The 22,796-nt window shown below is 66.3% G+C and carries 23 protein-coding genes; 6 read left to right on the top strand and 17 right to left on the bottom strand.

Annotated elements, in window-relative coordinates; all coding sequences use genetic code 11:
- Positions 1-33: 33 nt before the first annotated feature.
- Both ITX31_RS13260 and ITX31_RS13255 read right to left on the bottom strand, forming a co-directional pair.
- Positions 34-1,086 carry an SDR family NAD(P)-dependent oxidoreductase gene (locus ITX31_RS13260; RefSeq protein WP_194783887.1) on the bottom strand — a complete coding sequence of 351 codons (1,053 nt, stop codon included), beginning with the start codon at positions 1,084-1,086 and terminating at the stop codon, positions 34-36.
- Between the two features lie 166 nt (positions 1,087-1,252).
- Positions 1,253-2,341 carry an ATP-dependent DNA ligase gene (locus tag ITX31_RS13255; protein WP_194783886.1) on the bottom strand — a complete coding sequence of 363 codons (1,089 nt, stop codon included), beginning with the start codon at positions 2,339-2,341 and terminating at the stop codon, positions 1,253-1,255.
- 65 nt (positions 2,342-2,406) lie between these two features.
- Between ITX31_RS13255 and folP the strand changes: the two genes are divergently transcribed.
- On the top strand, positions 2,407-3,360 hold the full coding sequence (gene folP, locus ITX31_RS13250; RefSeq protein ID WP_194783885.1) for a dihydropteroate synthase: 954 nt from the start codon (positions 2,407-2,409) through the stop codon (positions 3,358-3,360).
- Complete coding sequence (locus ITX31_RS13245; protein WP_323745681.1) at positions 3,357-3,911, top strand: dihydrofolate reductase family protein; 555 nt, start codon at positions 3,357-3,359, stop codon at positions 3,909-3,911. The genes folP and ITX31_RS13245 overlap by 4 nt, the downstream gene beginning before the upstream one ends.
- 19 nt (positions 3,912-3,930) lie before the next feature.
- On the opposite strand, the gene lpdA is transcribed toward ITX31_RS13245, so the two are convergent.
- From lpdA to ITX31_RS13220, 5 genes are all read right to left on the bottom strand, one after another.
- Positions 3,931-5,331, bottom strand: a complete 1,401-nt coding sequence (lpdA, locus tag ITX31_RS13240) for a dihydrolipoyl dehydrogenase (protein WP_194783884.1) — start codon at positions 5,329-5,331, stop codon at positions 3,931-3,933.
- A gap of 47 nt (positions 5,332-5,378) precedes the next feature.
- Positions 5,379-6,896: a carboxylesterase/lipase family protein gene (locus ITX31_RS13235; protein ID WP_194783883.1), complete on the bottom strand. Its 1,518-nt coding sequence runs from the start codon at positions 6,894-6,896 to the stop codon at positions 5,379-5,381.
- Positions 6,897-7,053: 157 nt separating this feature from the next.
- Entirely contained in the window at positions 7,054-7,302 is a 249-nt protein-coding gene (locus ITX31_RS13230) for a hypothetical protein (RefSeq protein ID WP_194783882.1), read from the bottom strand.
- A 129-nt stretch (positions 7,303-7,431) separates the two neighbouring features.
- The gene (locus ITX31_RS13225) at positions 7,432-9,069 is read right to left on the bottom strand and encodes an ABC-F family ATP-binding cassette domain-containing protein (RefSeq protein ID WP_194783881.1); all 1,638 of its coding nucleotides are present in this window, start codon (positions 9,067-9,069) and stop codon (positions 7,432-7,434) included.
- 52 nt (positions 9,070-9,121) lie between these two features.
- A complete protein-coding gene (locus ITX31_RS13220) occupies positions 9,122-10,645 on the bottom strand; it encodes a carboxylesterase/lipase family protein (protein WP_194783880.1) in 1,524 nt (507 codons plus the stop codon).
- A 248-nt stretch (positions 10,646-10,893) separates the two neighbouring features.
- Between ITX31_RS13220 and ITX31_RS13215 the strand changes: the two genes are divergently transcribed.
- Complete coding sequence (locus ITX31_RS13215) at positions 10,894-11,550, top strand: SDR family oxidoreductase (protein WP_194783879.1); 657 nt, start codon at positions 10,894-10,896, stop codon at positions 11,548-11,550.
- A 77-nt stretch (positions 11,551-11,627) separates the two neighbouring features.
- Here ITX31_RS13215 and galK read toward each other — a convergent pair whose 3' ends face one another.
- From galK to ITX31_RS13190, 5 genes are all read right to left on the bottom strand, one after another.
- Positions 11,628-12,770 (bottom strand): galactokinase, encoded by a 1,143-nt coding sequence (gene galK, locus ITX31_RS13210; RefSeq protein WP_194783878.1) that lies wholly within the window; start codon positions 12,768-12,770, stop codon positions 11,628-11,630.
- On the bottom strand, positions 12,767-13,915 hold the full coding sequence (gene galT / locus ITX31_RS13205; protein ID WP_194783877.1) for a galactose-1-phosphate uridylyltransferase: 1,149 nt from the start codon (positions 13,913-13,915) through the stop codon (positions 12,767-12,769). Before galT ends, galK begins: the two co-directional genes overlap by 4 nt.
- Positions 13,912-14,079 (bottom strand): hypothetical protein, encoded by a 168-nt coding sequence (locus tag ITX31_RS13200; protein ID WP_194783876.1) that lies wholly within the window; start codon positions 14,077-14,079, stop codon positions 13,912-13,914. The genes galT and ITX31_RS13200 overlap by 4 nt, the downstream gene beginning before the upstream one ends.
- Before the next feature lie 52 nt (positions 14,080-14,131).
- Positions 14,132-14,944, bottom strand: a complete 813-nt coding sequence (locus ITX31_RS13195; protein WP_194783875.1) for a lysophospholipid acyltransferase family protein — start codon at positions 14,942-14,944, stop codon at positions 14,132-14,134.
- A gap of 92 nt (positions 14,945-15,036) precedes the next feature.
- Positions 15,037-15,882 (bottom strand): class I SAM-dependent methyltransferase, encoded by an 846-nt coding sequence (locus ITX31_RS13190; protein WP_194783874.1) that lies wholly within the window; start codon positions 15,880-15,882, stop codon positions 15,037-15,039.
- A gap of 130 nt (positions 15,883-16,012) precedes the next feature.
- On the opposite strand from ITX31_RS13190, the gene ITX31_RS13185 reads away from it, so the two are divergent.
- Entirely contained in the window at positions 16,013-16,954 is a 942-nt protein-coding gene (locus ITX31_RS13185; protein ID WP_194783873.1) for an alpha/beta fold hydrolase, read from the top strand.
- On the opposite strand, the gene ITX31_RS13180 is transcribed toward ITX31_RS13185, so the two are convergent.
- The 3 genes from ITX31_RS13180 to ligD all read right to left on the bottom strand — a co-directional run bounded on the left by ITX31_RS13180 (position 16,933) and on the right by ligD (position 19,596).
- On the bottom strand, positions 16,933-17,703 hold the full coding sequence (locus ITX31_RS13180; protein ID WP_228529343.1) for a glycosyltransferase family 2 protein: 771 nt from the start codon (positions 17,701-17,703) through the stop codon (positions 16,933-16,935). The genes ITX31_RS13185 and ITX31_RS13180 overlap by 22 nt on opposite strands.
- A gap of 146 nt (positions 17,704-17,849) precedes the next feature.
- A complete protein-coding gene (locus ITX31_RS13175; RefSeq protein ID WP_194783872.1) occupies positions 17,850-18,473 on the bottom strand; it encodes a malonic semialdehyde reductase in 624 nt (207 codons plus the stop codon).
- Positions 18,474-18,564: 91 nt separating this feature from the next.
- Positions 18,565-19,596, bottom strand: coding sequence for a non-homologous end-joining DNA ligase (gene ligD / locus ITX31_RS13170; RefSeq protein WP_194783871.1), 1,032 nt, complete (start codon positions 19,594-19,596; stop codon positions 18,565-18,567).
- A gap of 145 nt (positions 19,597-19,741) precedes the next feature.
- On the opposite strand from ligD, the gene ITX31_RS13165 reads away from it, so the two are divergent.
- Complete coding sequence (locus ITX31_RS13165; RefSeq protein WP_194783870.1) at positions 19,742-20,158, top strand: VOC family protein; 417 nt, start codon at positions 19,742-19,744, stop codon at positions 20,156-20,158.
- Here the strand turns inward: ITX31_RS13165 and ITX31_RS13160 are convergent.
- Positions 20,155-20,619 (bottom strand): hypothetical protein, encoded by a 465-nt coding sequence (locus ITX31_RS13160; RefSeq protein ID WP_194783869.1) that lies wholly within the window; start codon positions 20,617-20,619, stop codon positions 20,155-20,157. The two genes, ITX31_RS13165 and ITX31_RS13160, sit on opposite strands and share 4 nt — an antisense overlap.
- 328 nt (positions 20,620-20,947) lie before the next feature.
- Complete coding sequence (locus tag ITX31_RS13155; protein WP_194781813.1) at positions 20,948-21,910, bottom strand: IS481 family transposase; 963 nt, start codon at positions 21,908-21,910, stop codon at positions 20,948-20,950.
- 150 nt (positions 21,911-22,060) lie between these two features.
- Between ITX31_RS13155 and ITX31_RS13150 the strand changes: the two genes are divergently transcribed.
- Entirely contained in the window at positions 22,061-22,681 is a 621-nt protein-coding gene (locus tag ITX31_RS13150) for an L-threonylcarbamoyladenylate synthase (RefSeq protein ID WP_194783868.1), read from the top strand.
- Positions 22,682-22,796: the final 115 nt, after the last annotated feature.

The raw sequence follows: 22,796 nt of genomic DNA, 5'->3' as shown, positions 1-22,796 counted from the left end.
CAACCTGGGCGCTGGACGGGTGGACCAGGTACGTCAGCCCACGCTCCAGCCCTCGTCCGCGGGAAGGATCGCGCCCGTTACCGCAATGGCGTCGTCACTGAGCAGGTAAGTCACGGGAGCGGCCACCGCAGCTGCTTCGAGGTCCGAGGGGATCAGTGATGCCGCGGGCATCGGGCCTAGTCCGCCGGGGAAACCGTAGTTCGAGTCCAGGGTGTTTCGCGTGGGCATCGGAACGACTGCATTGATCCGGAGTCCCCGCGGTGTATACGTATATGCCTCGCTGCGGGTCAGGCCGAGGACCGCATGCTTCGCAGCGGTGTACGCGGCTCCACCGATCGAACCGCGTAAGCCTGCCTGTGAGGCCAAATTCACTATGGCTCCCGTGCCGCGGGACAGCATCAGCGGAATCACCCGCCGGGAAAGACGGAACGGTCCAGTGACGTTGACGCGGAAGATGCGCTCCCAGAGGTCGTCGTCCACCTCATGCAGGGGCTCCATGTCATCCGCCAGACCGCCGACCAGGGTTAGGCCGTCAATGTCAGCCCCGGCTGCGGTGATGATCCGCTGGATATCCTCTTCGCGGCTGAGGTCCGCAACTACACCGGTGGTGCCGCGCGCTGCCGGGTTCTCCAGCAGTGCTTCCATCCGGAGAGTGTTGAGATCGACCGCAATGACGTGCGCGTCTTCCCTGCCCAGCCGCAGGGCGACGGCCCGGCCGATGCCGGAGCCGGCGCCGGTCACGATCACGGTCTTTCCCCGGAAGCGTCCCGGAATGATCCCCTCTTTCCAGTTCAGCGGCGACGGCGGAGGCGCAGACGGAAAGAGATGGGACAATTCCGGATTGGGCGGTGTCTCGGTAACGCCCCGGTTCGCCGCCTCGGCCAGCAGTTCAAGCTGTTCGGTCGTCACGTTCCCCCGTGAGAGGGTGACGATCGAGGACAGCGGAAGGTTCTGGAGCGCGTAGATCGCCCGAACGTCCGGCCCACGCCTGGCCAGGACATCCAGCAGGATGGCCCGGCCGCTGGGGTGTTCCAGCCACTGGGAGATCAATGATTCAGTGCTGAGCTGGTCAGGGTCTGCGGGCATAGTGTGGCATCCGTTCCCGAACCGGTCCGCCGTGGGCCGCCGGCCAGGCGGCTGAAGGTGTACCAGACGCTGTCTCTTGCGGAGATCCCTTCCTTCACTATGCCACGCGGCATAGTGAACCGACAGGCACAACCGGCGTATTCGGTTCACACACGGCGGCGCCAGTTCAGGGTTTCCCGGTCTGCGCCGGCTCCAGCAGTACATCACCGAGCTCATACCGGACGGGTTCCTCGAGCTGGCCATAGCCGCAGCTTGCCGGATCCCGGTCCGGCCGCCAGCGAAGAAAACTCGGCGGATGCCGGAACCTGTGCCCCTCCATATGGTCATATGCCACCTCGACCACCCGTTCGGGGCGCAGCGGGGTGAAGGAGAGGTCTTTGCTGCCCGTCCACCTGCTTCCCTCGGAGCTGCGCGGCGTCCTCGTGCCGGGTTCCGGTCCAGCCGTGCTCCAGGGATGGGCAGGGTCCCACGTGACCAGGGGCTGGAGCTCATCGAAGAGCTCGGCCCGGCGGGCCATGGGAAAGGCACCAAGAACGCCGACGTTGGCAAGGTTTCCGGCGGCGTCATACAGTCCCAGCAAGAGGGAGCCAATACGGTCCGCTCCGCTCTTGTGCACCCGGTAGCCTGCCACCACGCAGTCCGCCGTGCGCCGGTGCTTGACCTTGGTCATGGCCCGCTTACCCGGTTCGTATCTGCCCTCCAGCGGCTTGGCGACCACGCCGTCCAGTCCCGCGCCCTCGAAACGCCTGAACCATTCCCTGGCCGTCCCGGCATCCAGGGTCTGACGGGTCAGGTGCAGGCGGCCCCCGGCCTTACCAACGGCTGAAACGAGGTTTTCCCGGCGCCGCCGAAAGGGTTCACCGGTGACGTCGGTTCCATCCAGGGCCAGCAGGTCGAAAGCCACGAACGACGCCGGAGTCTGGTCAGCCAGCAGCGACACGCGGCTCCCGGCGGGATGGATCCGCTGCTGCAGGGCATCGAAATCCAGCCGGCTTCCGTCCCTGCTGATCAGGATGATCTCGCCGTCCACCACGCACTCCTCCGGCAGTCCGTGGAGGAACGCTTCGGAAAGCTCGGGAAAGTACCGGTTGAGGCTCCTTCCGTTGCGGCTGAGGATCTCCACGTTCCCTCCCTCCCGGTAGACCATCGCCCGAAAGCCGTCCCACTTGGGCTCGTAGGCGTAGTCGCCCTCCGGGATGCCGGCCGCCGGCTTGGCCAGCATGGGACTGATGGTCTTTGGCACGGGCAGTTCCATGGTTGGGACCTTCCTGGTTGGCCGCGGCAGCGGGAGGTGGCTGGACACCACCGTAGGATGCTTTCATGAGTCTGAACAGCACCGGCGGCCGGGCCCTCGCGTCATCCCCAGGCCATTACGACCCCCCGCTGCTGCACCCGGTACACCGGTTCGGCCGCCGTGTGCTGGACTTCCGGCGCCAGGTTGCACTCATGGCCATCATCAACCGGACTCCGGACTCCTTCTACGACGCCGGACGGACCTTTGGCCGGGACGCGGCAATCGGCGCAGCGCTGCAAGCAGTGCACGACGGCGCGGACTGGGTGGATATTGGCGGTGTTCCGTTTGCGCCGGGGCCGGCACTGGATCCCGCGGAAGAAGCCGCACGGATTGTTCCCGTCATCCGGGCGGTCCGCAGCGAATCGGACGCAATCATCTCAGCCGACACTTTCCACCCCGCCGTTGCGGAACGGGCCATTGCGGCCGGTGCCAACGTCATCAACGACACCACGGGGCTGCACGATCCCCGGCTGGGCAGGGTGGCAGCGGAGGCGGGCGTGCACCTGGTGATCACCCACAGCCTGGCCGAACCCCGGACTGCCTACCCCCGCCCGCAGTACGGGGATGTGGTGTCCGAGGTGGCCCGGTTCCTGCGCCGCCGTGCCGACTTTGCACAGGGACTGGGGGTGCCGCCGGAGAAGATCATTCTTGATCCCGGGCACGACCTGAACAAGAACACCCTGCATTCACTGGAACTGACGCGCCGCCCCGCCGAGATCGCGGAAGCCGGCTATCCGGTGCTGGCTGCGGTGTCCAATAAGGACTTCATTGGCGAAACGCTCGATGAACCCAAGTCCGGGAGGGTTGAAGGCTCCCTGGCCGCGGCGGTCGCGAGTATCTTCAACGGTGCGCGGATCCTGCGCATGCACAATGTCGAAGCCGCCTCCCGTGCCATCCGGATGACGGAGGCGATTCTGGGCTGGCGCAAACCGGTGCGGCTGCGCCACAACATGGGCGATGTGAACGGGCCCGCGCAGTGAGCGGCCCGGTCATCACCGCCGCCGGGTCCGAACGGGCCCTCGACGACGCTGACGTCCTGGCGGCCTATGGGTGGGAACAACCCGGAGAGTCCGGGCGGCCTTATTTCCGGTTCAATTTTGTGGCCTCAGCAGACGGAGCGGTGAGCTGGAACGGGGACTTTGACCCGCAGTCCTACTTCTTCGCCGCCGCCCCGGTAAAGCCCTTGGTGCTGACCTCAGCCGCCGCACCGGCCGGGCGGCGCGCTGCCCTGGAACAGGTGGCTGACGTTGAGGTGGCCGGAGCACGGACAGTCGAACCCGGGCGTGCAGCCGGGGCGCTGGCCCGGCGGGGATGGCTCCGGGTCCTGTGCGAGGGCGGTCCCCGGCTCTTCGGCTCGTTCCAAGCGGCGGGCCTGGTCGACGAGCTGTGCCTGACGCTTTCTCCGGTGCTGGCAGCCGGATCCTCCCCAAGGATCAGTGCAGGAGCCCCCGAAATCGAGCTGAAGAGGCTGCGGCTGGGGCACGTCCTCCGCTCCGGGGACACCCTGCTGCTGCGGTACCTGGCCCGCTGAGCGGCCCCGCGGGCGGAGCCTAGAAGTTGATCATATGGCCAGTCAACCCGTGGAAGGCTTCCTGTAGGGCCTCGCTGAGGGTCGGATGCGTATGCACATTGCGGGCCAGTTCAGAGGCGGTCAGGTCCCATTTCTGCGCCAGCGTCAGCTCGGGAAGCAGTTCCGAGACGTCCGGACCTATAAGGTGCCCGCCCAGGAGCTCTCCGTAGGCGGAGTCGGCGATGAGCTTCACGAATCCCACCGGCTCCCCCAGGCCGTGTGCCTTGCCGTTCGCGGTGAACGGGAAGGTGCTCACCACAACCTCATGACCCTCGTCCCTCGCCTGGGCCTCCGTCAGGCCGAAGCTTGCTACCTGCGGCTGGCAGAAGGTGGCCCTGGGCATCATGCGGTAGTCCCCCAGCGGCATGGTTTCCGCGCCGGCGATCGTTTCCGCCGCCACCACCCCCTGCGCTTCGGCGACATGGGCGAGCTGCAGTTTGGCCGTCACGTCCCCAATGGCGAACAGGTTGGAGACGCTGGTACGCATGTAGTCGTCGATCGCGATGGCGCCGCGGCCGGTGACCTCCACCCCGGTGCGTTCCAGGCCAAAGCCGTCCAGCCGCGGGGCAAACCCGACGGACATCATTACGCGGTCTGCGTCGACGGACTGCGCCTTGCCGTCCTTGTCGGTGTAGGTGACCGTGACGGTACTGCCGTTGTCAGTGACTGTCTCCACCTTCGCCGACGTGTGGATGGGAATGCCCAGCTTCTTGTACTGTTTGGTGATCTCCTTGGAGACGTCAGGGTCCTCATTGGGCAGCGCACGGTCCATGAACTCGATGATGCTCACGTCCACGCCGTAGCTGCGGAGCACGTAGCCGAACTCCATGCCGATTGCGCCGGCACCGACGATCACCATCTTTGCGGGCAGGTCACGGCTGAGGATCTGCGTCTCATAGGTGACAACATTCTCGCTGAGCTCCACTCCGGGAAGCAGCTTGACGGTGGCACCGGTGGCAATGATGGCGTTTTCGAACGTCACCTCTTCGGTTTTCCCGTCCGCCAGCGTAACCTCCATGGTGCGGGCATCGTGAAACACCCCACGTCCGTCGTATTCCGTGATCTTGTTCTTCCTCATGAGGAAGTGCACGCCTTTAACCCGGCCGTCCGCCACCTGCCGGCTGCGATCGAAGGCGGCACCGTAGTCGAAGCTCACATCTCCGTGCATACCGAATTCGCCCGCCTGCCGGGTAAAAATCTGGGCCAGCTCGGCATTGCGGAGCAGCGCCTTTGACGGGATGCAGCCCACATTCAGGCAAACGCCGCCCCAGTATTTCTCTTCGACGACGGCAACGCTGAGACCCAGCTGCGCAGTACGGATGGCGGCTACGTAACCGCCGGGTCCGGCTCCCAGGACAACGACGTCATAATGTGCGCTCATGCTGGCTCCTCAATCGTAGACACAGGGCCTTGTGGCACAGTACCGGCTCAGATGTAGCCGCGGTACCCCTCCCAGGCGCGGCGGCGCTCCGGAAAAGGATCGGACTCGATCCGGTCCTGGATATCAAAAACCCGGGTGTGCCGGTTCTCTTCCTCATACCGCGGCCAGTCTTCGCCCGGCAGGTGGCGGCGTGCAAGGTTCAGCAGCGAACCCTGGAACCGCGCGGAGAGTTCACGGAGCTCATCCCGCCCTCCCAGCAGCGACAACGCGCGGAGCGTCCGTTCGTTGGTCTCGCCGAACATCACGGGAACGTCGAAGGCATGGGTAGCACCCAGGCCCAGCATGTTCATGAGCCTGGTGGCGTAGTCATAGCGGTAGATCCAGGTTGGTGCCACCCTGGAGTGGCCTTCCGCCACCAGCTGGCTCGGGTACCAGAAGACGAGGTCGCCGCTGATCTCCACCGACCGGTCCCGCGACGGGTAGCCGGGGTAGGCGGCGGTCACGCGGTCCAGCGCGGCCGGGTCCGTGCCGGCGAACATCCGCTCGAGGCGGGCGGGCGTGGAGGGCAGGATGTTGTCCAGCTTGGCGAACAGTGCCCCCTCCTGGGCCATGGTCCCCAGCACCAGGGGCTTGGGCGCCGACTCTCCGTCGAGGAAGGTGTCTATTGGATGGCGGGGCAGGAACTCGCCGTCGATCACCGGTGAAACGCTCAGCGATCCCGGCTGCTGGACCGGCCCGATCTTCATGGTCATTTTCTGGATGGCGCCCACGAGCTTCGCCGCCGGTATCCGGGACAGCGCCTGCGCCGCTTGGGCTTCGTCCACCCGCAGGATCTCCAGGAGATCCAGCGCCCACCGTTCATGCATGTCCGGGTAGTAAGCCCCGGATGGTGCGGGACTCTGCGCGAATGCCTTGTGGAACAACGGTGCCGCGGAGGGAATGCACATCAGCGCGGTGACGGATATTCCGCCTGCCGACTCGCCAAAAATGGTGACGTTGTCCGGGTCGCCGCCGAATGACGCAATGTTTTTCTGTACCCACTGCAATGCGGCGACCTGGTCCCTGAGTCCAAGGTTGGAGTCGAACTGCCGCTCCGGGGTGGAGAAGGACGTGAAGTCCATGAATCCCAGGGCACCAATCCGGTAATTCAGGCACACGTAGACTACCTCGCCCGTGCGCACCAGGTTCGCGCCGCGGTAGGTCCGCACGGCTGAGGACCCTGAACTGAACGCGCCCCCGTAGAGGTAGACCAGAACCGGAAGCCCGGCCAGGTCCTGTTCCAGGGGTGCGCTGACATTGATGGTCAGGCAGTCCTCGCTCATCAGGGGCCGACGGCGTGAACCCGTCAGGGCGAGTCCGCGGGACTGCGGCGGTATGGGTCCGAACTGCGATGCATCCCGGATTCCGGTCCACGGATCCGGCGGGGCCGGGGCCCGGAGCCGGCGCTCGCCGAGGGGTGGTGCCGCATAGGGGATCCCCCGCCAGGTCCGCACGCCGTCTTCAATCACGCCGCGTACCCAGCCATCTGCCGTTTCAACGTCGAGTGCCGATACGTCCAGGGACATCCCTCACCTGCCTCCACCGTGCGGCGGGCCCGGGGAGCCTGGCCAGGGCCGGGCAAATGGTTCCGGTTCCGCGCATATCCACGATAGACCCCGCGCTGTTCCGGGACCATAGCGAAGGCGCGGAGGGGGCCGGGAAAGCAGAGCGCGGGAAGGAGGCCTAGCGCACCCGCGGCATGCGCTGCCGCACAACCCAGAGGTGGAAGGCGACTTCCTTTAGGCACAGCAGCACAACTGCGGCGATGTTCAGAGCGACTTTCGCGGAGGTATCCCAGTCGGTCAGGACACAGATCGTCCAGACCAGCAGCAGCACCGTCACGTCCAGCTTGCGCAATACGGACGGGGTCCTGGCTGTCCGCCGCTCCCGGGCACGCGGCTGGAGCCGCACCGGTGCGCCCGTCAGAGCCATAGCAACTTCTTTCCCCCGCAATGCGGCGGTACTGGTCTGTTCTACAGGCAGTGCCACCCTTAGAAGACTTTTATCACATCCGTCACACAACTCACAGACATTTCGCTTCTGCGGAACCCGCCCACACCTCTACGACTCACTGACGGAACCGCCCTCGACACGCCACAGGCGATCCAACCGGACGTTCTGGAGCATCCGGCGGTCGTGAGTGACCAGCAGCAGCGTGCCCGTGTAGGACTCAAGTGCCTCTTCAAGCTGTTCGATTGCGGGCAGGTCAAGGTGGTTCGTCGGCTCGTCCAGGATCAGCAGGTTGACTCCGCGGGCCTGAAGCAGCGCCAGTGCCGCCCGGGTCCTCTCGCCCGGGGACAGCTCACCAACCCTGGTGGCCGTTTGGTCCGCCTTGAGGCCGAATTTGGCCAGCAGGGTCCGCACTTCGCCGGCGTTCATTTCCGGAACACACGCCTCGAAAGCTGCAGCGAGGGGTTGCCCGGCCGCGAGTTGGGTGCGCAGCTGGTCTATTTCCCCGAGAGCCACCCCGGCACCCAGCGAGGCTGTTCCCTCATCAGGCTTCAGCGTCCCGCGCAGCAGTGCGAGCAGCGTTGACTTGCCCGCACCGTTCGGGCCGGTGATGCCTATCCGCTCACCCGAATTCACCTGCCGGGACACGGGTCCGAACTCGAAGTTCCCGCGCCGCAGCGCCGCGCCGTTCAGGACGGCCGCGACTGAACCTGAACGCGGTGCTGCCGCGATCGAGAACTGCAGCTGCCATTCCTTCCGGGGCTCCTCCACTTCTTCCAGCCGGGAAATCCGTGATTCCATCTGGCGCACCTTCTGCGCCTGCTTCTCCGAAGATTCCATGCTTGCCCGGCGGCGGATCTTGTCATTGTCCGGGGACTTGCGCATGGCGTTGCGTACGCCCTGCGAGCTCCACTCGCGGGTGGTCCGCGCCTTCGCCACCAGATCCGCCTTGCGTCCCGCGAACTCGTCATAGGCCTCCCGGGCATGGCGGCGCGCCACGGCCCTTTCCTCCAGGAACGAGTCATAACCGCCGTCGTACACGGCCACCTGGTTCTGGGCCAGATCCAGTTCCACGATCCGCGTGACACAGCGGGCCAGGAACTCGCGGTCATGCGAGACAAGCACGACGCCGCCGCGGAGCCCGCGGACGAACTCCTCCAGTTTGGCCAGGCCATCCAGGTCGAGGTCATTGGTCGGCTCGTCGAGAAGCACGATATCGAAGCGGCTCAGGAGCAGGGCAGCGAGGGCGACCCGGGCCGCCTGTCCGCCGGACAGCCCGGTCATCAGGGCCTCCGGGCCCAGGTCCAGTCCCAGGTCGGCCAGGACCGCCGGAATGCGCTCTTCCAGGTCTGCGGCGCCGGACGCCAGCCAGGTATCAAGGGCGGCAGCGTACTCGTCCTGCGCCTTGGCAGACTCAGACGCGAGCGCCTCGGCGGCAGCCTCCATTGCCGCAGTGGCGCCGGCCGCCCCGGTGCGCCGTGAAATGTAGTCCGCCACACTCTCCCCCGGGACCCGCTCATGCTCCTGCGGCATCCAGCCAACAAAGGCATCGCGCGGGTGGCGTTCTACAGTGCCGTCAAGGGGCGGGGCTGCGCCGGCCAGCAATGCCAGCAGGGTGGACTTGCCGGCACCATTTGCTCCGACCACGCCAATGACGTCTCCGGGGGCGACGGTAAGGGACAGCCCTGAAAACAGGACCCGGTGGGCGTAACCGCCGGAGAGACTGCGGGCAACAAGGGTGGCGGTCATGTGCTTAATCCTATGCCGGGCATTCAGGGCTCCCGTCCGGCCCTGCTCCTAGCTAGCGGTAACCCCGGTACCCGTCCCACGCCCGGCGGCGGACTGTCCGCGGGTCAAGTTCGATCCGGTCATACCGGTCGAAGATCTTCGTGCGCCGAGAGGCCTGGTCATAGCGGGGCCACATGGGGCCCGGCGCTCCGGTTCGGGCGAAGCGCAGCAGCGCTGACTGGAACCGGTGACCCACGTTCTTCGCTGAGCGGCGGTTTCCCATGCTGAGCAGCATCCGTCCCGCCCCGGCGTCGTGATTTCCAAAAACTGCCGCCAGGTCCAGCCCGTGCGTCGCACCCAGGCCGGCCGCCCGTGCTGCCCGCGGGGCATAGTCGAACCGGTAGGACCAGGTGGGCGCGTGGGCGGAATGTGCCTGCGCTGCCTGGACGACGGGATACCAGAACACCGCGTCTCCGCCGAGTTCCACGGCCTGCTTCCTGTGCGGGTACCCGCGGTAGGCCGCCGTGACCCTGTCCCGGCTGCCGGGGTCCGTTAGTTCGAACATCTTCTCGATCCGGTCCCGGGAGGTGGGCAGGATGTCGTGGAGCCTGTCGAAGAGCGCTCCTTCGTTATCCATGGTGCCGATAACCATGGGCACGCTGGAGGCGCGTCCCTTCTCGAACGCCTCCAGCGGATGCAGCGGCAGGAAGGATCCGTCCACTACCGGCGCGAGGCTCAGGGCGCCGGGCCTTGACTCCGGCGCGACGCGGGTGCTGAGTTCCTCCGCTGCACTGACCAGCCTTCCCGCCTCCAGTCCGGACAGGGCTTCAGCAGCACCGCCTGGCCCTGCGCCCAGCAGGTCCAGGAAATCTGCAGCCCACCGGGATGCCAGTTCGGGACCGTAGGCCGCAGCGGGCGCCGGGCTTTGCAGGAACGTCCGGTGGAACAACCCGTCTGCGGCTGGCACACACATCAGAGTCAGGGCCGACGTCGCGCCCGCGGATTCACCGAAGAGGGTGACGTTCTCCGGATCACCTCCAAACGCCGCAATATTCCGCCGGACCCATTCCAGCGCGGCCACCTGGTCCGCCAGGCCCACGTTGACGTCAAAAGTGCGCCCGGGCGTTGAGCAGGACCGGAAGTCCAGGAACCCAAGGGCGCCGAGCCGGTAGTTCATCGAAACGAACAAGACGTTCCCTGCCGCAGCCAGCCGGGTTCCGTCCACCAGGTCCATCGCCGCCGACCCCGTGCTGAAACCCCCGCCGTGAATGAACACCAGGACCGGAAGGGGCGCATCCCCGGGCTGCGGCGGCGCCGTCACGTTGATAGTCAGGCAGTCTTCGCTCATGCGGGTCCTGGCGTTCGCGCCGGGCAGGATCCGGCGGACCGGCTGCGGGGCCCACGGCCCAAACCGGCCGGCGTCGAGCACTTCCTGCCAGGGGGCGGACCGCCGGGGCAGCCGCAGCCTCAGGTCCCCCACCGGCGGCTGCGCGTACGGGATGCCGCGCCAGACCCTGGCGGTGCCCGTGTTGCGGCCGTGAACGGGACCCTCCGTGGTCTGGATGGTCAGGTCGGCTTCCGCGGTGGCAGTAGACATGGACGTCCTTTCACCTGTGCATGTGTGCCCGCTGGTAGCAGCGCGGGGCGTGCGGGCATTTCGGATACTAGTTCCCGCCCCTGGTGCAGGCCATCCCCTCCGGCCATTCCCGGCAGGCTATCCGTCGGATCGGTGCGTCTGCACTGCGGGGACGGCGCAACGCCGGTTCAGCCAGCGGCAGAACAACCGGGCAGGAAAACCATCAGTATGCTTATGCTTGCTTTACCGACCCCGACGAGAGGAGCAACATGTCACGCGTGGCAATCATTGGCGGACACGGCAAGGTAGCACTGCAGCTGGCGAAGGACCTCGCTGCGAACGGCCATCAGGTGTCCTCGCTGTTCCGGAACCCGGACCACGTATCCGAGGTGGCGGCAACGGGAGCTGTGCCGGTAGTGGCCGACGTCGAAAAGCTGGATACAGCCCAGCTCGCGGACCTGCTCGGCGGGCACGATGCCGTTGTGTGGTCTGCCGGAGCCGGCGGCGGATCACCGGAGCGTACCTACGCGGTGGACCGCGACGCCGCCATCCGCTCGATGGACGCGGCCGAGCGGGCGGGCGTCCGGCGGTACGTCATGGTGTCCTACATGGGTGCCGGCAAGGATCACGGCGTCGATCCGGACAACAGCTTCTACGCCTACGCAGAGGCCAAGGCCGCTGCCGACGAGCACCTGCGCCGCAGCGGGCTGGACTGGACCATCCTCGGCCCCAGCGCCCTGACTGACGATCCCGGGACCGGACGCATCAGCACCGGCCCTGCCCAGGAGGGAAGCGTTTCTCGCACCGATGTGGCCGCAGTAGCCGCTGAGGTGCTCGAACAGCCGGGAACGGTGCGCCAGTTCATCGAATTCATCAACGGGCAGACTCCGATCCGCGAAGCGGTCACAGCGCAGGCTTCCGCCTAGCTGGAAAACACACAGGGGCGGTTGCCGGCAGCATGGCTGCCGGCAACCGCCCCTGTGCCGTTCCGCCTCAGACGCTGCTAGAGCTCCCTGCGGGCTCCGGCTCCGGGCTCGACGGCGAAGATGTCCGGCTCCGCGTACCCGGCGCGGCCGAAGGCCCGCTCCACTGCAGCGCCAACCTGCCCGGCCTCCTGCCCATTCACCAGGGCGATCGCCGATCCTCCGAATCCCCCGCCGGTCATCCGCGCGCCGGCAGCCCCGGCCGCCATGGCTGTTTCAACGGCCAGGTCCAGTTCCGGGCTGGAGACCTCAAAGTCATCCCGCAGCGATTCGTGGCTTGAAGCCAGCACCTGGCCAAGGGCACGGATCGGCCGCCCGGATTCAAGCTGCGCGACGGCGGTCAGCACCCTCTCGTTCTCGCTCACCACATGCCGGGCCCGCCGGTAGGCCAGCCGGTCAAGCTGCGTTGCCGCCAGGACCAGGTCCGGAAGCATCACGTCCCGCAGCGAACCCGCACCCAGGGCAGCGGCGGCCCGCTCGCAGTCGCCCCGGCGTTCGGCATACCCGCCCGAATCATGGGCATGGCTGACTTTCGTGTCGATCACGAGCAGGGCCATCCCCTCACCGGCAAGGTCCAGCGGGACCAGCCTGCTTTTCCGTGACCGGCAGTCCAGGAACAATCCGTGCCCCGCTTCGGAGAGCAGTGCCGCCGACTGGTCCAGGATTCCCGTGGGGGCGCCGGCGAACTCGTTCTCCGCCTGCTGGCACAGCAGCACCAGGTCTTCGGCCGGCAGGTCCGCACCGGAGAGCTCCATGACGGCAAGGGCCGTGGCGCATTCCACGGCCGCAGACGAGGACAGGCCTGCTCCTACCGGCACATCGGAGTCCAGGAGCATGTCCATGCCCGGCACCGCGGCCCCGCGTAGTCCAAAGGCCCAGTGCACTCCGGCGACGTAACGGCTCCAGCCGGCCAGTTGACCCGGCGCCAGTTCCGTTACCCTGATTTCGGCCGCCTCGCTTCCCGGCGCGGTGGTGGCCAGGCGCAGCACTCCGTCAGTCCGGGGAGCAGCGGCGATCCGGGCCCGGCAGTCAATCGCAAGCGGGAAGACGAAGCCCTGGTTGTAGTCGGTGTGCTCACCTATCAGGTTGACCCGGCCCGGCGCGGACCAGACGCCGAGGGGTTCGTACCCGTAGAGCTCAGCGAACGCAGCCCGGGTGCTCATTCCGTACCTCCGTTCCGGGTTGCGAACAAAGGGAGGGCCCGGCGGAGCCGGGCAGCTGTCTCTTCCGGACTGACATCGGCAATGAAGGCTCCCATCGCTGCCTCGGATCCGGCGAGGTACTTCAACTTGCTCTCGGCCCGGCGGGGAGATGTCACCTGCAGGTGCATCCGGTAGGCGTCCCGCACGGGATGCTGGACAGGTGCCTGGTACCAGGCAGCAATATACGGCGTTGGAGTCGGGTACAGGCCCTCGATCCGGCGCAGGACGTCCAGGTACAGCCCGGAGAGCTCCTCCTGTTCTTCTGCCGTGAGCGAGGCAAGGTCCGGAACGTTCCGGTGCGGAACCACGTGGACCTCCAGCGGCATCCTGGCAGCGTAGGGAACGTAGGCTGTCCACCACTGACCGCGTGCTACTACGCGGCTGCCCTCGCGCAGCTCCCTGGACAACAGGTCACCGAACAGGTCTCCGCCCGTCTCTGCCCGGTATGCCTGGACTGACTCAAGCTGCCGCAGTGTCCGGGGAGTAGCAAACGGATAGGCGTAGATCTGTCCGTGCGGATGGTGCAGGGTCACGCCGATTTCTGCACCGCGGTTCTCGAAGATGAATACCTGCGCCACCCCGGGGATACGGGACAGCTCAGCGGTGCGGTGCACCCAGGCCCGGATCACCGTGCGAGCCCGGTCCAGGCTCAGTCCCGCGAAGGAAGCACCGTGCTCGGACGCGAATGCCACTACTTCGCAGCGCCCGGCCGCGGGGGCATCAGCATCGGCAGAATCCGGAGTCCCGCCGATGCCCGGACCGAACGCCGGAAACCGGTTCTCGAAGACCGCGACGTCGTACTCACGTGCCGGAATCTCGGTGGCGCGCTCCGGGCCGGAGGGGCACAGGGGGCACTCCGAGGCGGGGGGAAGGTGGGTGCGGGTCTGCCGGTGTTCGGCGTAGGACACCCATTCCGCCAGGAGCGGGTCATAGCGCATCAAAGGTGTCTGCGGGCGGGGCGGCAGGGTGCGGGTGTCCGCAGGCGCTGCACCGGTACGATCCCGGCCTTCGCCTGCATCGAAGAAGTACAACAGCTCCCGCCCGTCGGCCAGGTGTGTCCGCCGGGGTTCTGCATCCGGTTGAGGGTGGATGGCCGGGACCCTCATTCACCCTCCGTACGGCGGACATGGAGCAGCATGGCACGCTCCGGATTCAGGACGGGAAGGGGAACACCCGCCGAGCCAAGCCATGCGCCGCCGGCCGTCAGGCCGGTGGCCAGCCAGGCCGGCGGGGTGCGCTGCAGGAAGGTTCCGGGTTCATCAAGGATCACCGGATCCAGCCTATAGCCCTGCGCCGGATCCAGCCCCGGCAGGGCGGGGTCCCTAGCCGGTGATTTTGTACTTGGCGCGGTCCGCTTCGTCCAGGACCACCTGCTCCTCAGGGCGCATTGCTGATCCACCGCGGCTTGCGGGCATCCACCAGGCGCCGTCGGGTGCCTGTTCGGGGTAGGAGTCAATGCACTCGTCGATGCCGGCCTGGAGGATCTCCTGAAGACGGGCGGTCTCCTCCGGCACCAAAGCACCCGGGTCGACCTTTAGAGGTTCGCCAATGTGGATTCGTACCGGTGTCCTCCACACAGCTTTCAGGCTCAGGCCGTGTCCGCGCGTGAGCATCCGGTGGCCGCCCCAGACAGATACCGGAATGATCGGCACGCCTGCCTCCGCCGCCATGCGGACAGCTCCGGTCTTCAGCTGCCGGACGGTGAAGCTGCGGCTCACGCCTGCTTCCGGGAGCACCGCCAAATAATCGCCGCGGTGAAGCTTCTCAACGGATTCGGTGTAGGCCTCGGCTCCGTTTGCGCGGTCAACCACCACGTGCTCGCACCAGTCGCAGACCGCTGCGACGAACTTCTTGCGTGCCGCCTTTTTCGTGACCAGGAAACGCATGTGGACCTTGAGCTGCTTCCACAGCAGGTATTCGGCGAATACGAAGTCCAGATAGCCGAAGTGCGTGATGGCGACGACGGCCCCCTTGCCCGGCTCCACCTTCCGGTTCAGCCCGCGGATGATTTCATCCTGAGGCAGATGCTCGAGCCCGGTGGGAATCACCTTTACCCTGAACAGCTTCACTGCTGCGACTCCGGCGAAGACGATGGAGCGGTAGACGTACTTGTTGGGCCGGCGTTTCGGGGGCACAGTCGACTCCTAGGCTGGGAACGGGACAGCAATGGCAGTTTATCCCCTGGCGCCCGCCGCCCTGAAAATGCTTCCAGCCGGCGCTCTTCTTTCTAGCCGGCCGCCGTTCCCCGCAGGAGCAGGTACTCCCAGTCCATCTCCATGCCGCGTGCGGAGCCGCGGGCGTGGCGTTCGGCCAGCGAAGACAGTTCCCTGTCCAGTGCCGCGGAGCGTTCAGGATCATTCCCGATCCCCCGGTAGACCCCCACCGCGGGCCCCAAGTTCGTTTTGCAGAACTCCTGGAAGTGTTCCGGGTCCTCGAACCTGTCTACGGTGGCCATCTCCTTCCGGCTTCGCCAGCCGGTAACCGTTCCGTGCGGGAACAGCCCGGTCACGTAGTCTTCCCTTCCCCACAAAGGCGCACCGGGACCGGCAGGCTGCGACCGCTGGTAGTCCCCCATGATGGCGATCAGCTCCCCAACGAACCCTTCGGGTGTCCAGTTCAGCAGCGCTATGGTTCCTCCCGGGCGGCAGACCCGCACCAGCTCTGCTGCTGCCTGCCGGTGGTCAGGTGCGAACATCACGCCGGCACAGGAGATGACGGCGTCGAAGGTATCCCCCTGGAACGGCAGGTCCTCGGCATCACCTTCGACCCAGTCCAGCTCCACCCCCTGGGCGCCGGCCAGGCTGCGCCCGGCCTCGAGAAGCTCCGGGTTGAGGTCAAGTGCCACCACCCGTGCACCGGCCTGGGCGGCAGGGATGGAGGCATTTCCTGTGCCGGCGGCCACGTCCAGGACGTAGTCACCCGCAGATATCCCGGCTTCGGCGCTCAGCACTGCACCGAGTCCGGGCACTACTTCCGAGGCAACGGCGGCATAGCCGCCCAGTGCCGACATGCGCCGGTGCTGTGCCTTTCGTTCATGGGCTTCCCCGGATTGTCCGGGGCGGTGTGTATCCATGGCTGCCCTCCTGCGCCAGGCTGTCGAACGGCCGCTCGGAGTCCGTCCCCGCAATTCTCATCTTGCCCCCGCCGGCTGTAAAGGCGTGCGCCAAGGTTCCCGCGGCACCCGGGCTGGCTATCGTTGAGGTATGGCCCTTCCGGATGGCGAGGTTCCAAAAGTGTCCGACGGCGCCGAGCACGCAACTGCCGACCCGCCGGCAGCCGAACTGGATTCGCGGCTTGGTTCCATCGACTGGTCCGTGCTGCCGCAAGGTGCAGTCCAGTTTGGCCTTGAGGCGCCCAGCGGCACGCTTGCGGCCGCCGCCATGGGAGAACGGGGCAGGATTCCGGTGCTGCTGGTGCCGGGAGTCATGGGATCCAAGGAGGACTTTTCACTGCTGATGCCGCTGCTGGCCTCTGAGGGGTATTACGTGCAGGCCTATGACCTTGCCGGCCAGTATCAATCAGCCGCCGCCGGTCCGGAGCACCTTTCCCCTCCGCGCATGCATTATGACTATGACCTGTACGTAGAAGACCTGCTGGCGGCCCTGGACCTCCTGGGCGAACCGGCGCATGTACTGGGCTATTCATTTGCCGGCGTCGTTGCAGAGCTGGCCCTGCTGCGCCGTCCGGACATGTTCCGGACGCTGACCCTGATGAGCGCACCGCCTGAACCGGGGCTGGCCTTCCGCTCAGTCAGTGTCCTGGGACCGCTGGCCCCGCTGGTGTCCGGTCCGGTCAGCGCGGACCTCATTGTCTGGGGCGTAAAGCGGAACTTCGTGCGGGTTCCGCCCTCACGGATGGATTTTGTGCGCAGCCGGTTCAGGTACACCCGCAGGCAGTCAATCCGGGACATTATCACGCTGATGCGGCATGTTCCGGATGTCCGTTCCCAGCTTGCCGGCCAGCCGCTGCCGAAGCTTGTGGCGGTGGGCGAACACGATGTCTGGCCCAACCGGGTCCACGCCGGCTTTGCCCGGGCCATCAAGGGCCGGCTCGCTGTTTACCGCGGCGGACACAGTCCCTGCGAGACGGCACCCCACCAGCTCGCCCGTGACCTGCTCGCACTTTACGAGGATGCCGGACCGTAGGCCCCGCCGCGCCGCTGCCCCAGCCGCCATTGCCGGCGGAGCCTGCGCCGCACCAGGGGACCCTGCTGCTGAAAGTCCACGGAGAAAGTAGTCCAGGCCATGGAGAGCCTCTTGGCCAGCCCGGACCAGGTTTCGAGCGGACGGGCAGAAACGCCAACCCGCAGTGAATCCACCCAGAGGACACTCATGTCCGGGGCGACCTGCCAGCTAAGGTCCAGGTCGTCATGGATCCGGGAGCCGGAGCGGTGCACGTCTTCGCGCATGCGCTTCCACAGCGGCGCCGGAAGCGCGAAGTTGGATCCAAAGATCGGGGGATGTCCCATCAGGAGGTTCATCGACCAGCGGTACCCGGCTATGTACAGGTGCTCGGCGATCCAGCGGGTGAGCCGGTTCCCGCCGTAGAAGTTTCCCGGACCGGTGACCACGGTGAGTGGTCCGGCAGCTTCCGCCAGGGCTTCGATCCGTTCCAGCCAGTCCGGCGGCGGCACCGAGTCAGCGTCCAGCCTGGCCAGCAGCTCGCAGTTCGCGGCATCGAATCCGCAGGCCGTTGCCGCGGCGACTCCGGGCAGTGCCTCTGCCACGCGGCGGACCCCGGCCGCGCAGCAAACCGCAGCGGTGTCATCGGTGGACTCGTTGTCCACCACCACAATCTCGTCCGCCCGGCGGGTTTGCTGCTGCAGGGCCGCCAGGCACGTGCGGAGGAAGTCGGCGTCATTCCGTGCGGGTATCACTACTGAAATAGTTGCCATGTCCCCTGCTCTCCGGCCTACGCAATCCTCCCACCGGGGGTCGGAGGGTGGAAGGCATGGCCGCCCGCTGACGTGGCCGGGACAGCAAAAAAGGACCGGCACGCGGCCGCTCCTTTTTGCCGAAGCGTCACACGATTCTGGCCGGATTAGAGCGTCGTGGCCACTTCGTCGTAGTCGTAGCGCGGCAGGCGGTCGAACCAGGGGTTCTCCCCCGGCTTGCCCACGTTGACCACCATGAAGGTGCGCCGGTTGGTGCCCGCGTGGAATTCGGCGTCGATGCCGGCGGCGTCGAACGCACCCATGGGTCCGGCGGCCAGGCCCACGGCACGGACAGCCAGAATGAAGTAGGCGGCCTGCATGTGGGCGTTGTTGTTGCCCATGATGCTGCGCAGCTCGTCGTTGCCGTCGAACATTGCCTTGCGGTCTGCTGCATGCGGGAAGAAGGTCGGGAACCCTTCGTGCCATTCGGTGTCGAAGCTGAGCACGGCAACGGCGGGGGCCGAGGCGGTCTTGCCCTGGTTGCCTTCGGCCATGTGCTTCACCAGCCGCTCGCGTGCCTCCGGCGAGTTCACCCAGGTGATGCGCATCGGCTGGATGTTCATGGACGTCGGGCCCATCTTGGTCAGGTCATAGATGGCCCGCAGCTGCTCCTCGGTTACCGGTTCGGAGCTGAACGTGTTGGCGGTGCGTGCTTCCAGGAAAAGGGCGTCGAGTGCTTCGGTGTCAACGACGAATTGATCCTGGCTTACCTGGGTGGTGCTGTTGCTCATGGAGACACTTTCTGGTCGGCGAAGTTACCAAACCTTGTTAACAGCGTTGATTCTGCTGCGCTTCCCCAACGAGCCGTGATGCTCCTCACAGCTAAGTCTCCGGCAGGCCCATCTTCCGGCGGCTGGGCTGGACCCGGGGCGGTTCGCCGGGCATCTTCGGGTAGTCCGGTGGAAAGGGCAGTTCCCCCAGGCCGTTGTCGAGGTCCCGCTGCCACCACTCCAGCAGGATGTCGATGCTTCCCTGCACCTCTCCGAAGGCGGCCCAGGGGTCGCCGGTTTCCGCGAGCCGCTGCGGCACGGTCGCCACAGTGAGGGCGCGGGGATCCACTGCCTCCAGTTCCGCCCAGGTGACGGGGGTTGAGACGGGGGCATGCGGCAGCGCCCGCGGGCTGTAAGCTCCGGCCATGGTGCGGTCCCGGTTCGCCTGGTTGAAGTCCACGAACACTTTCTCGCCGCGTTCCTCCTTCCACCACGACGTCGTTACCCGGTCAGGCATCCGGCGCTCGAGTTCGCGCGCGGCGGCGATCACGGCATGCCTCACGTCCTGGAATTCCCGCACCGGTTCAATGGGTGCGAAGACGTGCAGGCCGCGGTTGCCGGAAGTCTTGACGAATGCTTCCAGGCCTGCCTCGGCCAGCACCTGGCGCAGGGCATTCGCGGCAGGTACGGCGTCGTCGAAGTCGGTGCCGGGCTGCGGATCCAGGTCAATGCGGAGCTGGTCCGGGTTGTCCGGGTCCGATGCCAGGGACGGCCAGGGATGGAACACCACGGTGTTCATCTGCACGGCCCATACCGCTGCCGCAGGCTCGTCGATGACCAGCTGCGGATGGGAACGGGCACTCGGATAGACAACCATGACGTCCCGCACGTAGTCCGGCGCGCCTTTGGGCGGGTTCTTGGAAAAGAACTGTTCGCCGTCGATCCCGCCCGGGAACCGCTGCAGGGCCAACGGCCGGTTCCCGTTGGCTGCGGTGAACGCCTCGCCTACGGCAACGATGTAGTTTGCGAGGTCCAGCTTCGTGAAGCCGGATTCCGGCCACAGCACGCGGTCCGGACTGGAGATCCGAACCTCTCGGGCGCCGTGGGGTCCGGGCACTGACAGGGTGGTTGCTTTGGCCGCCATGCTGGCAGGCTACCTGCCTGCATGGTCCCGTGTCAGCGTTGCACGGGGCGGGACCGGGCAGCCCCCTTCCCCGCCGGGGTGGCCGAAGGCATACTTTTCTTCCACCGGCCCTTGCCGGCCCCAAACAGTTCGGAGAGGATTTGCCATGCCCAGCCAGATGAATCCCTACCTCAGCTTCCGTGACAACGCGGCCGAAGCCATGGCCTTCTACCAGGAGGTTTTCGGCGGCACACTTGAGAGCTCCACTTTCGGAGAAATGCATGCCAGCGACGACCCGGAGGAGGCCGGCAAGATCATGCACTCGGCACTGACCACGGACAAGGGCTTCGTCCTCATGGCCTCGGATACGCCGAACAGCATGAACCTCGATGAAGGCAGCAGCTACTCTATCTCGCTGAGCGGCGACGACGCCGATGATCTGCGCGGCTACTGGGACAAGCTCCTCGACGGCGGACAGATGACTCTTCCGCTGGAGCGGGCGCCGTGGGGAGATGTTTTCGGCATGCTGACAGACAGGTTCGGTACGAGCTGGATGGTCAGCATCGAAGACGGCGGGTCCTAGGGGCCGGTGCGGCGCCTGGTCCCTTCGCCAGCCGCGGCAGTGCGGAGCGCCAGCGCTGCCACCGCTCCGCCGACGGCCGAGTAGAACACTTCGAGGGGCTGGAATTCAATGACGGCCGTTTCCCACACCTCCAGCCCCACGAGTGCAGCACCGGCCGCTGCGGAGACCAGCGGCGCCGCAGGATGCCGGACGAGCTGGAGGGATCCCGCGGCAATGTACCCTCCGCCGCATCCGGCTGCCAGGAACAGGCCGGGCAGGCGCCAGTTCCTGAAGGGGGTTCGCGCCAGGACGTGCGGACCGGCATGGAGGAAGGACCCGTGCGGCAGGGCTGCCAGCACCGCTCCGGATACCACGGCGGCCGTGCCCGTGGTGAGTTCCAGGCAGATGAGCATCTTCTCGGCGCGTGTGAAGGGCTTCGATTCGCTCCGCATGCCCGCGTCGCCGCTGGTCTGTTTCTGCACGGCCTTTTCCTGTTCTCTCGGGTTCGTCCTGCCGGTGACCAGCGGCAGGCCTGGCTGCCGCTGCTTCCCGCCGCGCCGCTACCGGCAGTATCCAGCGTGCCGCGCCCCGGGTCCATACCTTGAATGCTCCGCCCGCGCCGACGCCCGCCCTGCCAAGCTTTCTCGTCCGCTTTGCCGTCCACCGGCACCCGATCCCGAATCCCTGGTGAATCTGGCCGGGCAGGAACAGCTGGCCTCGGTTGTATCCCGTACTTCCGACGGGCTCCAGGCTGCCCTGCGGACGCTCGGCGAATCTGCGGAAGAGGTCTAGGTGTACTGAGACAGCACGTTAGTTACACCTGGTGATGGGTGCTTTGCCTCCGAGGCTGCCGTGTGGGCGTTGGTGGTTGTAGAAGTCTAGCCACGGTTGCAGGGCATCGGTGCGGGCTTGGTTGGAGTCGAAGACCTGCCGGTAGGCCCAGCCTTCCTGCAGGGTCCGGTTGAAGCGTTCGGCTTTGCCGTTCTGCCAAGGATGGCGGGGCTTGATCAGGATGTGCTTGGCACCCAACGTGGACAGCACCGCCTGGAAGTCATTGGAGAGCCGGTAAGCGAACGCGTTATCCGTCATGACTCGTTTCACCGGCGCTCCGTGCGCGGCCATGAACGCGGCAGCCCGCTGCAGGAACCCGGCGCAGGTCGGACCCTTCTCATCGGGGTGGACTTCCACGAACGCGAGCCTTGAGTGATCGTCCACGGCGACGTGGACGTAGTCGAAACCGACTCTCGTGTGGCCGGTGCTGTGGTTGCGAGCGGACTGATTCGGGTCTGCCCGCCAGCCGCCCCCGTCCGGGATCCGGCCGAGTTTCTTCACATCGATATGGACCATGTCCCCGGGAGCGTCGCGTTCATACCGGCGCTCCGTTGCCCGGGCGGCACGGATGCGGATACCGGTCAGCGGATCCAGCTCCCAGAGCTTGGGGACACCGGAACGAAGAAGGATCCGGGACACCGTGCGGACGCCTACCCCGGTGCGGGATGCGATATCGGCCGGCCCGGTGCGGTGCTCGGTACGGGTTGTTAGGACCTCGGCGGTTTTCTCCGGGCTGGTCGCGTGCGGGCACGTTTTGGGCTTCGAAGAACGGTCTTCCAAACCGGGCGGGCCTTCTTCCCGGTACCGGTTGACCCACCGGTAAGCGGTGGGCCGGGAGATACCCATTTCCTTCGCGACATGGGCTACCGGCCGCCCGGAAGCGACGCGCTGGACCAGGATCATTCTTCCGGCCGGAGCCAGACGGGCATTACCGTGGGACATGAAGACCTCTTGGGTTCGGCTGTGTGTGGTAACCACCAAACCTAAGAGGTCTTCACCCTATTCACGTGTAACTAACGTGGTGTCTCAGTACATCTAGGGCACGGAGCAGCTTCCATCCTTCGGGACGGGCAGGGCGCGTAAGCTCAGCACATGGCCAGATACTTCGACGTCCATCCCGATAATCCCCAGCCCCGCACCATCTCCCAGGTCACCGCTGTTCTGCGGGAGGGCGGGCTGATCGCCTATCCCACGGACTCCTGCTATGCCCTGGGCGCGCAGCTCGGCAACCGCGAGGCGCTGGACCGGATCCGCAGCATCCGCGAACTCGACTCGAAACACCACTTCACGCTGGTGTGCCGCGACTTCGCCCAGCTGGGCCAGTTCGTCCAGGTCAACAATGACGTATTCCGCGCCATCAAAGCCGTGACGCCGGGCAGCTACACCTTCATCCTGCCCGCCACGAAGGAAGTTCCGCGCCGCCTTCTGCACCCGAAAAAGAAAACGGTGGGCGTGCGGATCCCGGACAACAAGGTGGTGCAGGCACTTCTGGAGGACCTCGGTGAGCCCATTCTTTCCAGCACACTGCTGCTGCCGGGCCAGGAAGAGGCCCTGACCCAGGGCTGGGAAATCCAGGACACCCTCGGAAACCAGCTGGACGCCGTAGTGGATTCGGGCTTCTGCGGTCCGGAACCGACAACGGTCATCGATTACTCAAGCGGTGCCGCGGAAGTAGTCCGGCACGGTACCGGGGATCCGTCGCGCTTCGAATAGGCCCTTCCCGTCCCGCCGGTTCGCTCCTTCGATGCCCGGATTCCGCCGGCGCGGTTGACGCCGCCGTCAGCGTGCCTGCAGGGTGAGCGCACTTGATGAGGGGGCATGCGTCATC

Source organism: Arthrobacter gandavensis (assembly GCF_015355785.1).
GTDB classification, from domain to species: domain Bacteria; phylum Actinomycetota; class Actinomycetes; order Actinomycetales; family Micrococcaceae; genus Arthrobacter_B; species Arthrobacter_B gandavensis_A.
Note: the sequence above shows the minus strand (reverse complement) of the source record. Positions and strands in the feature narration are given on the sequence as shown.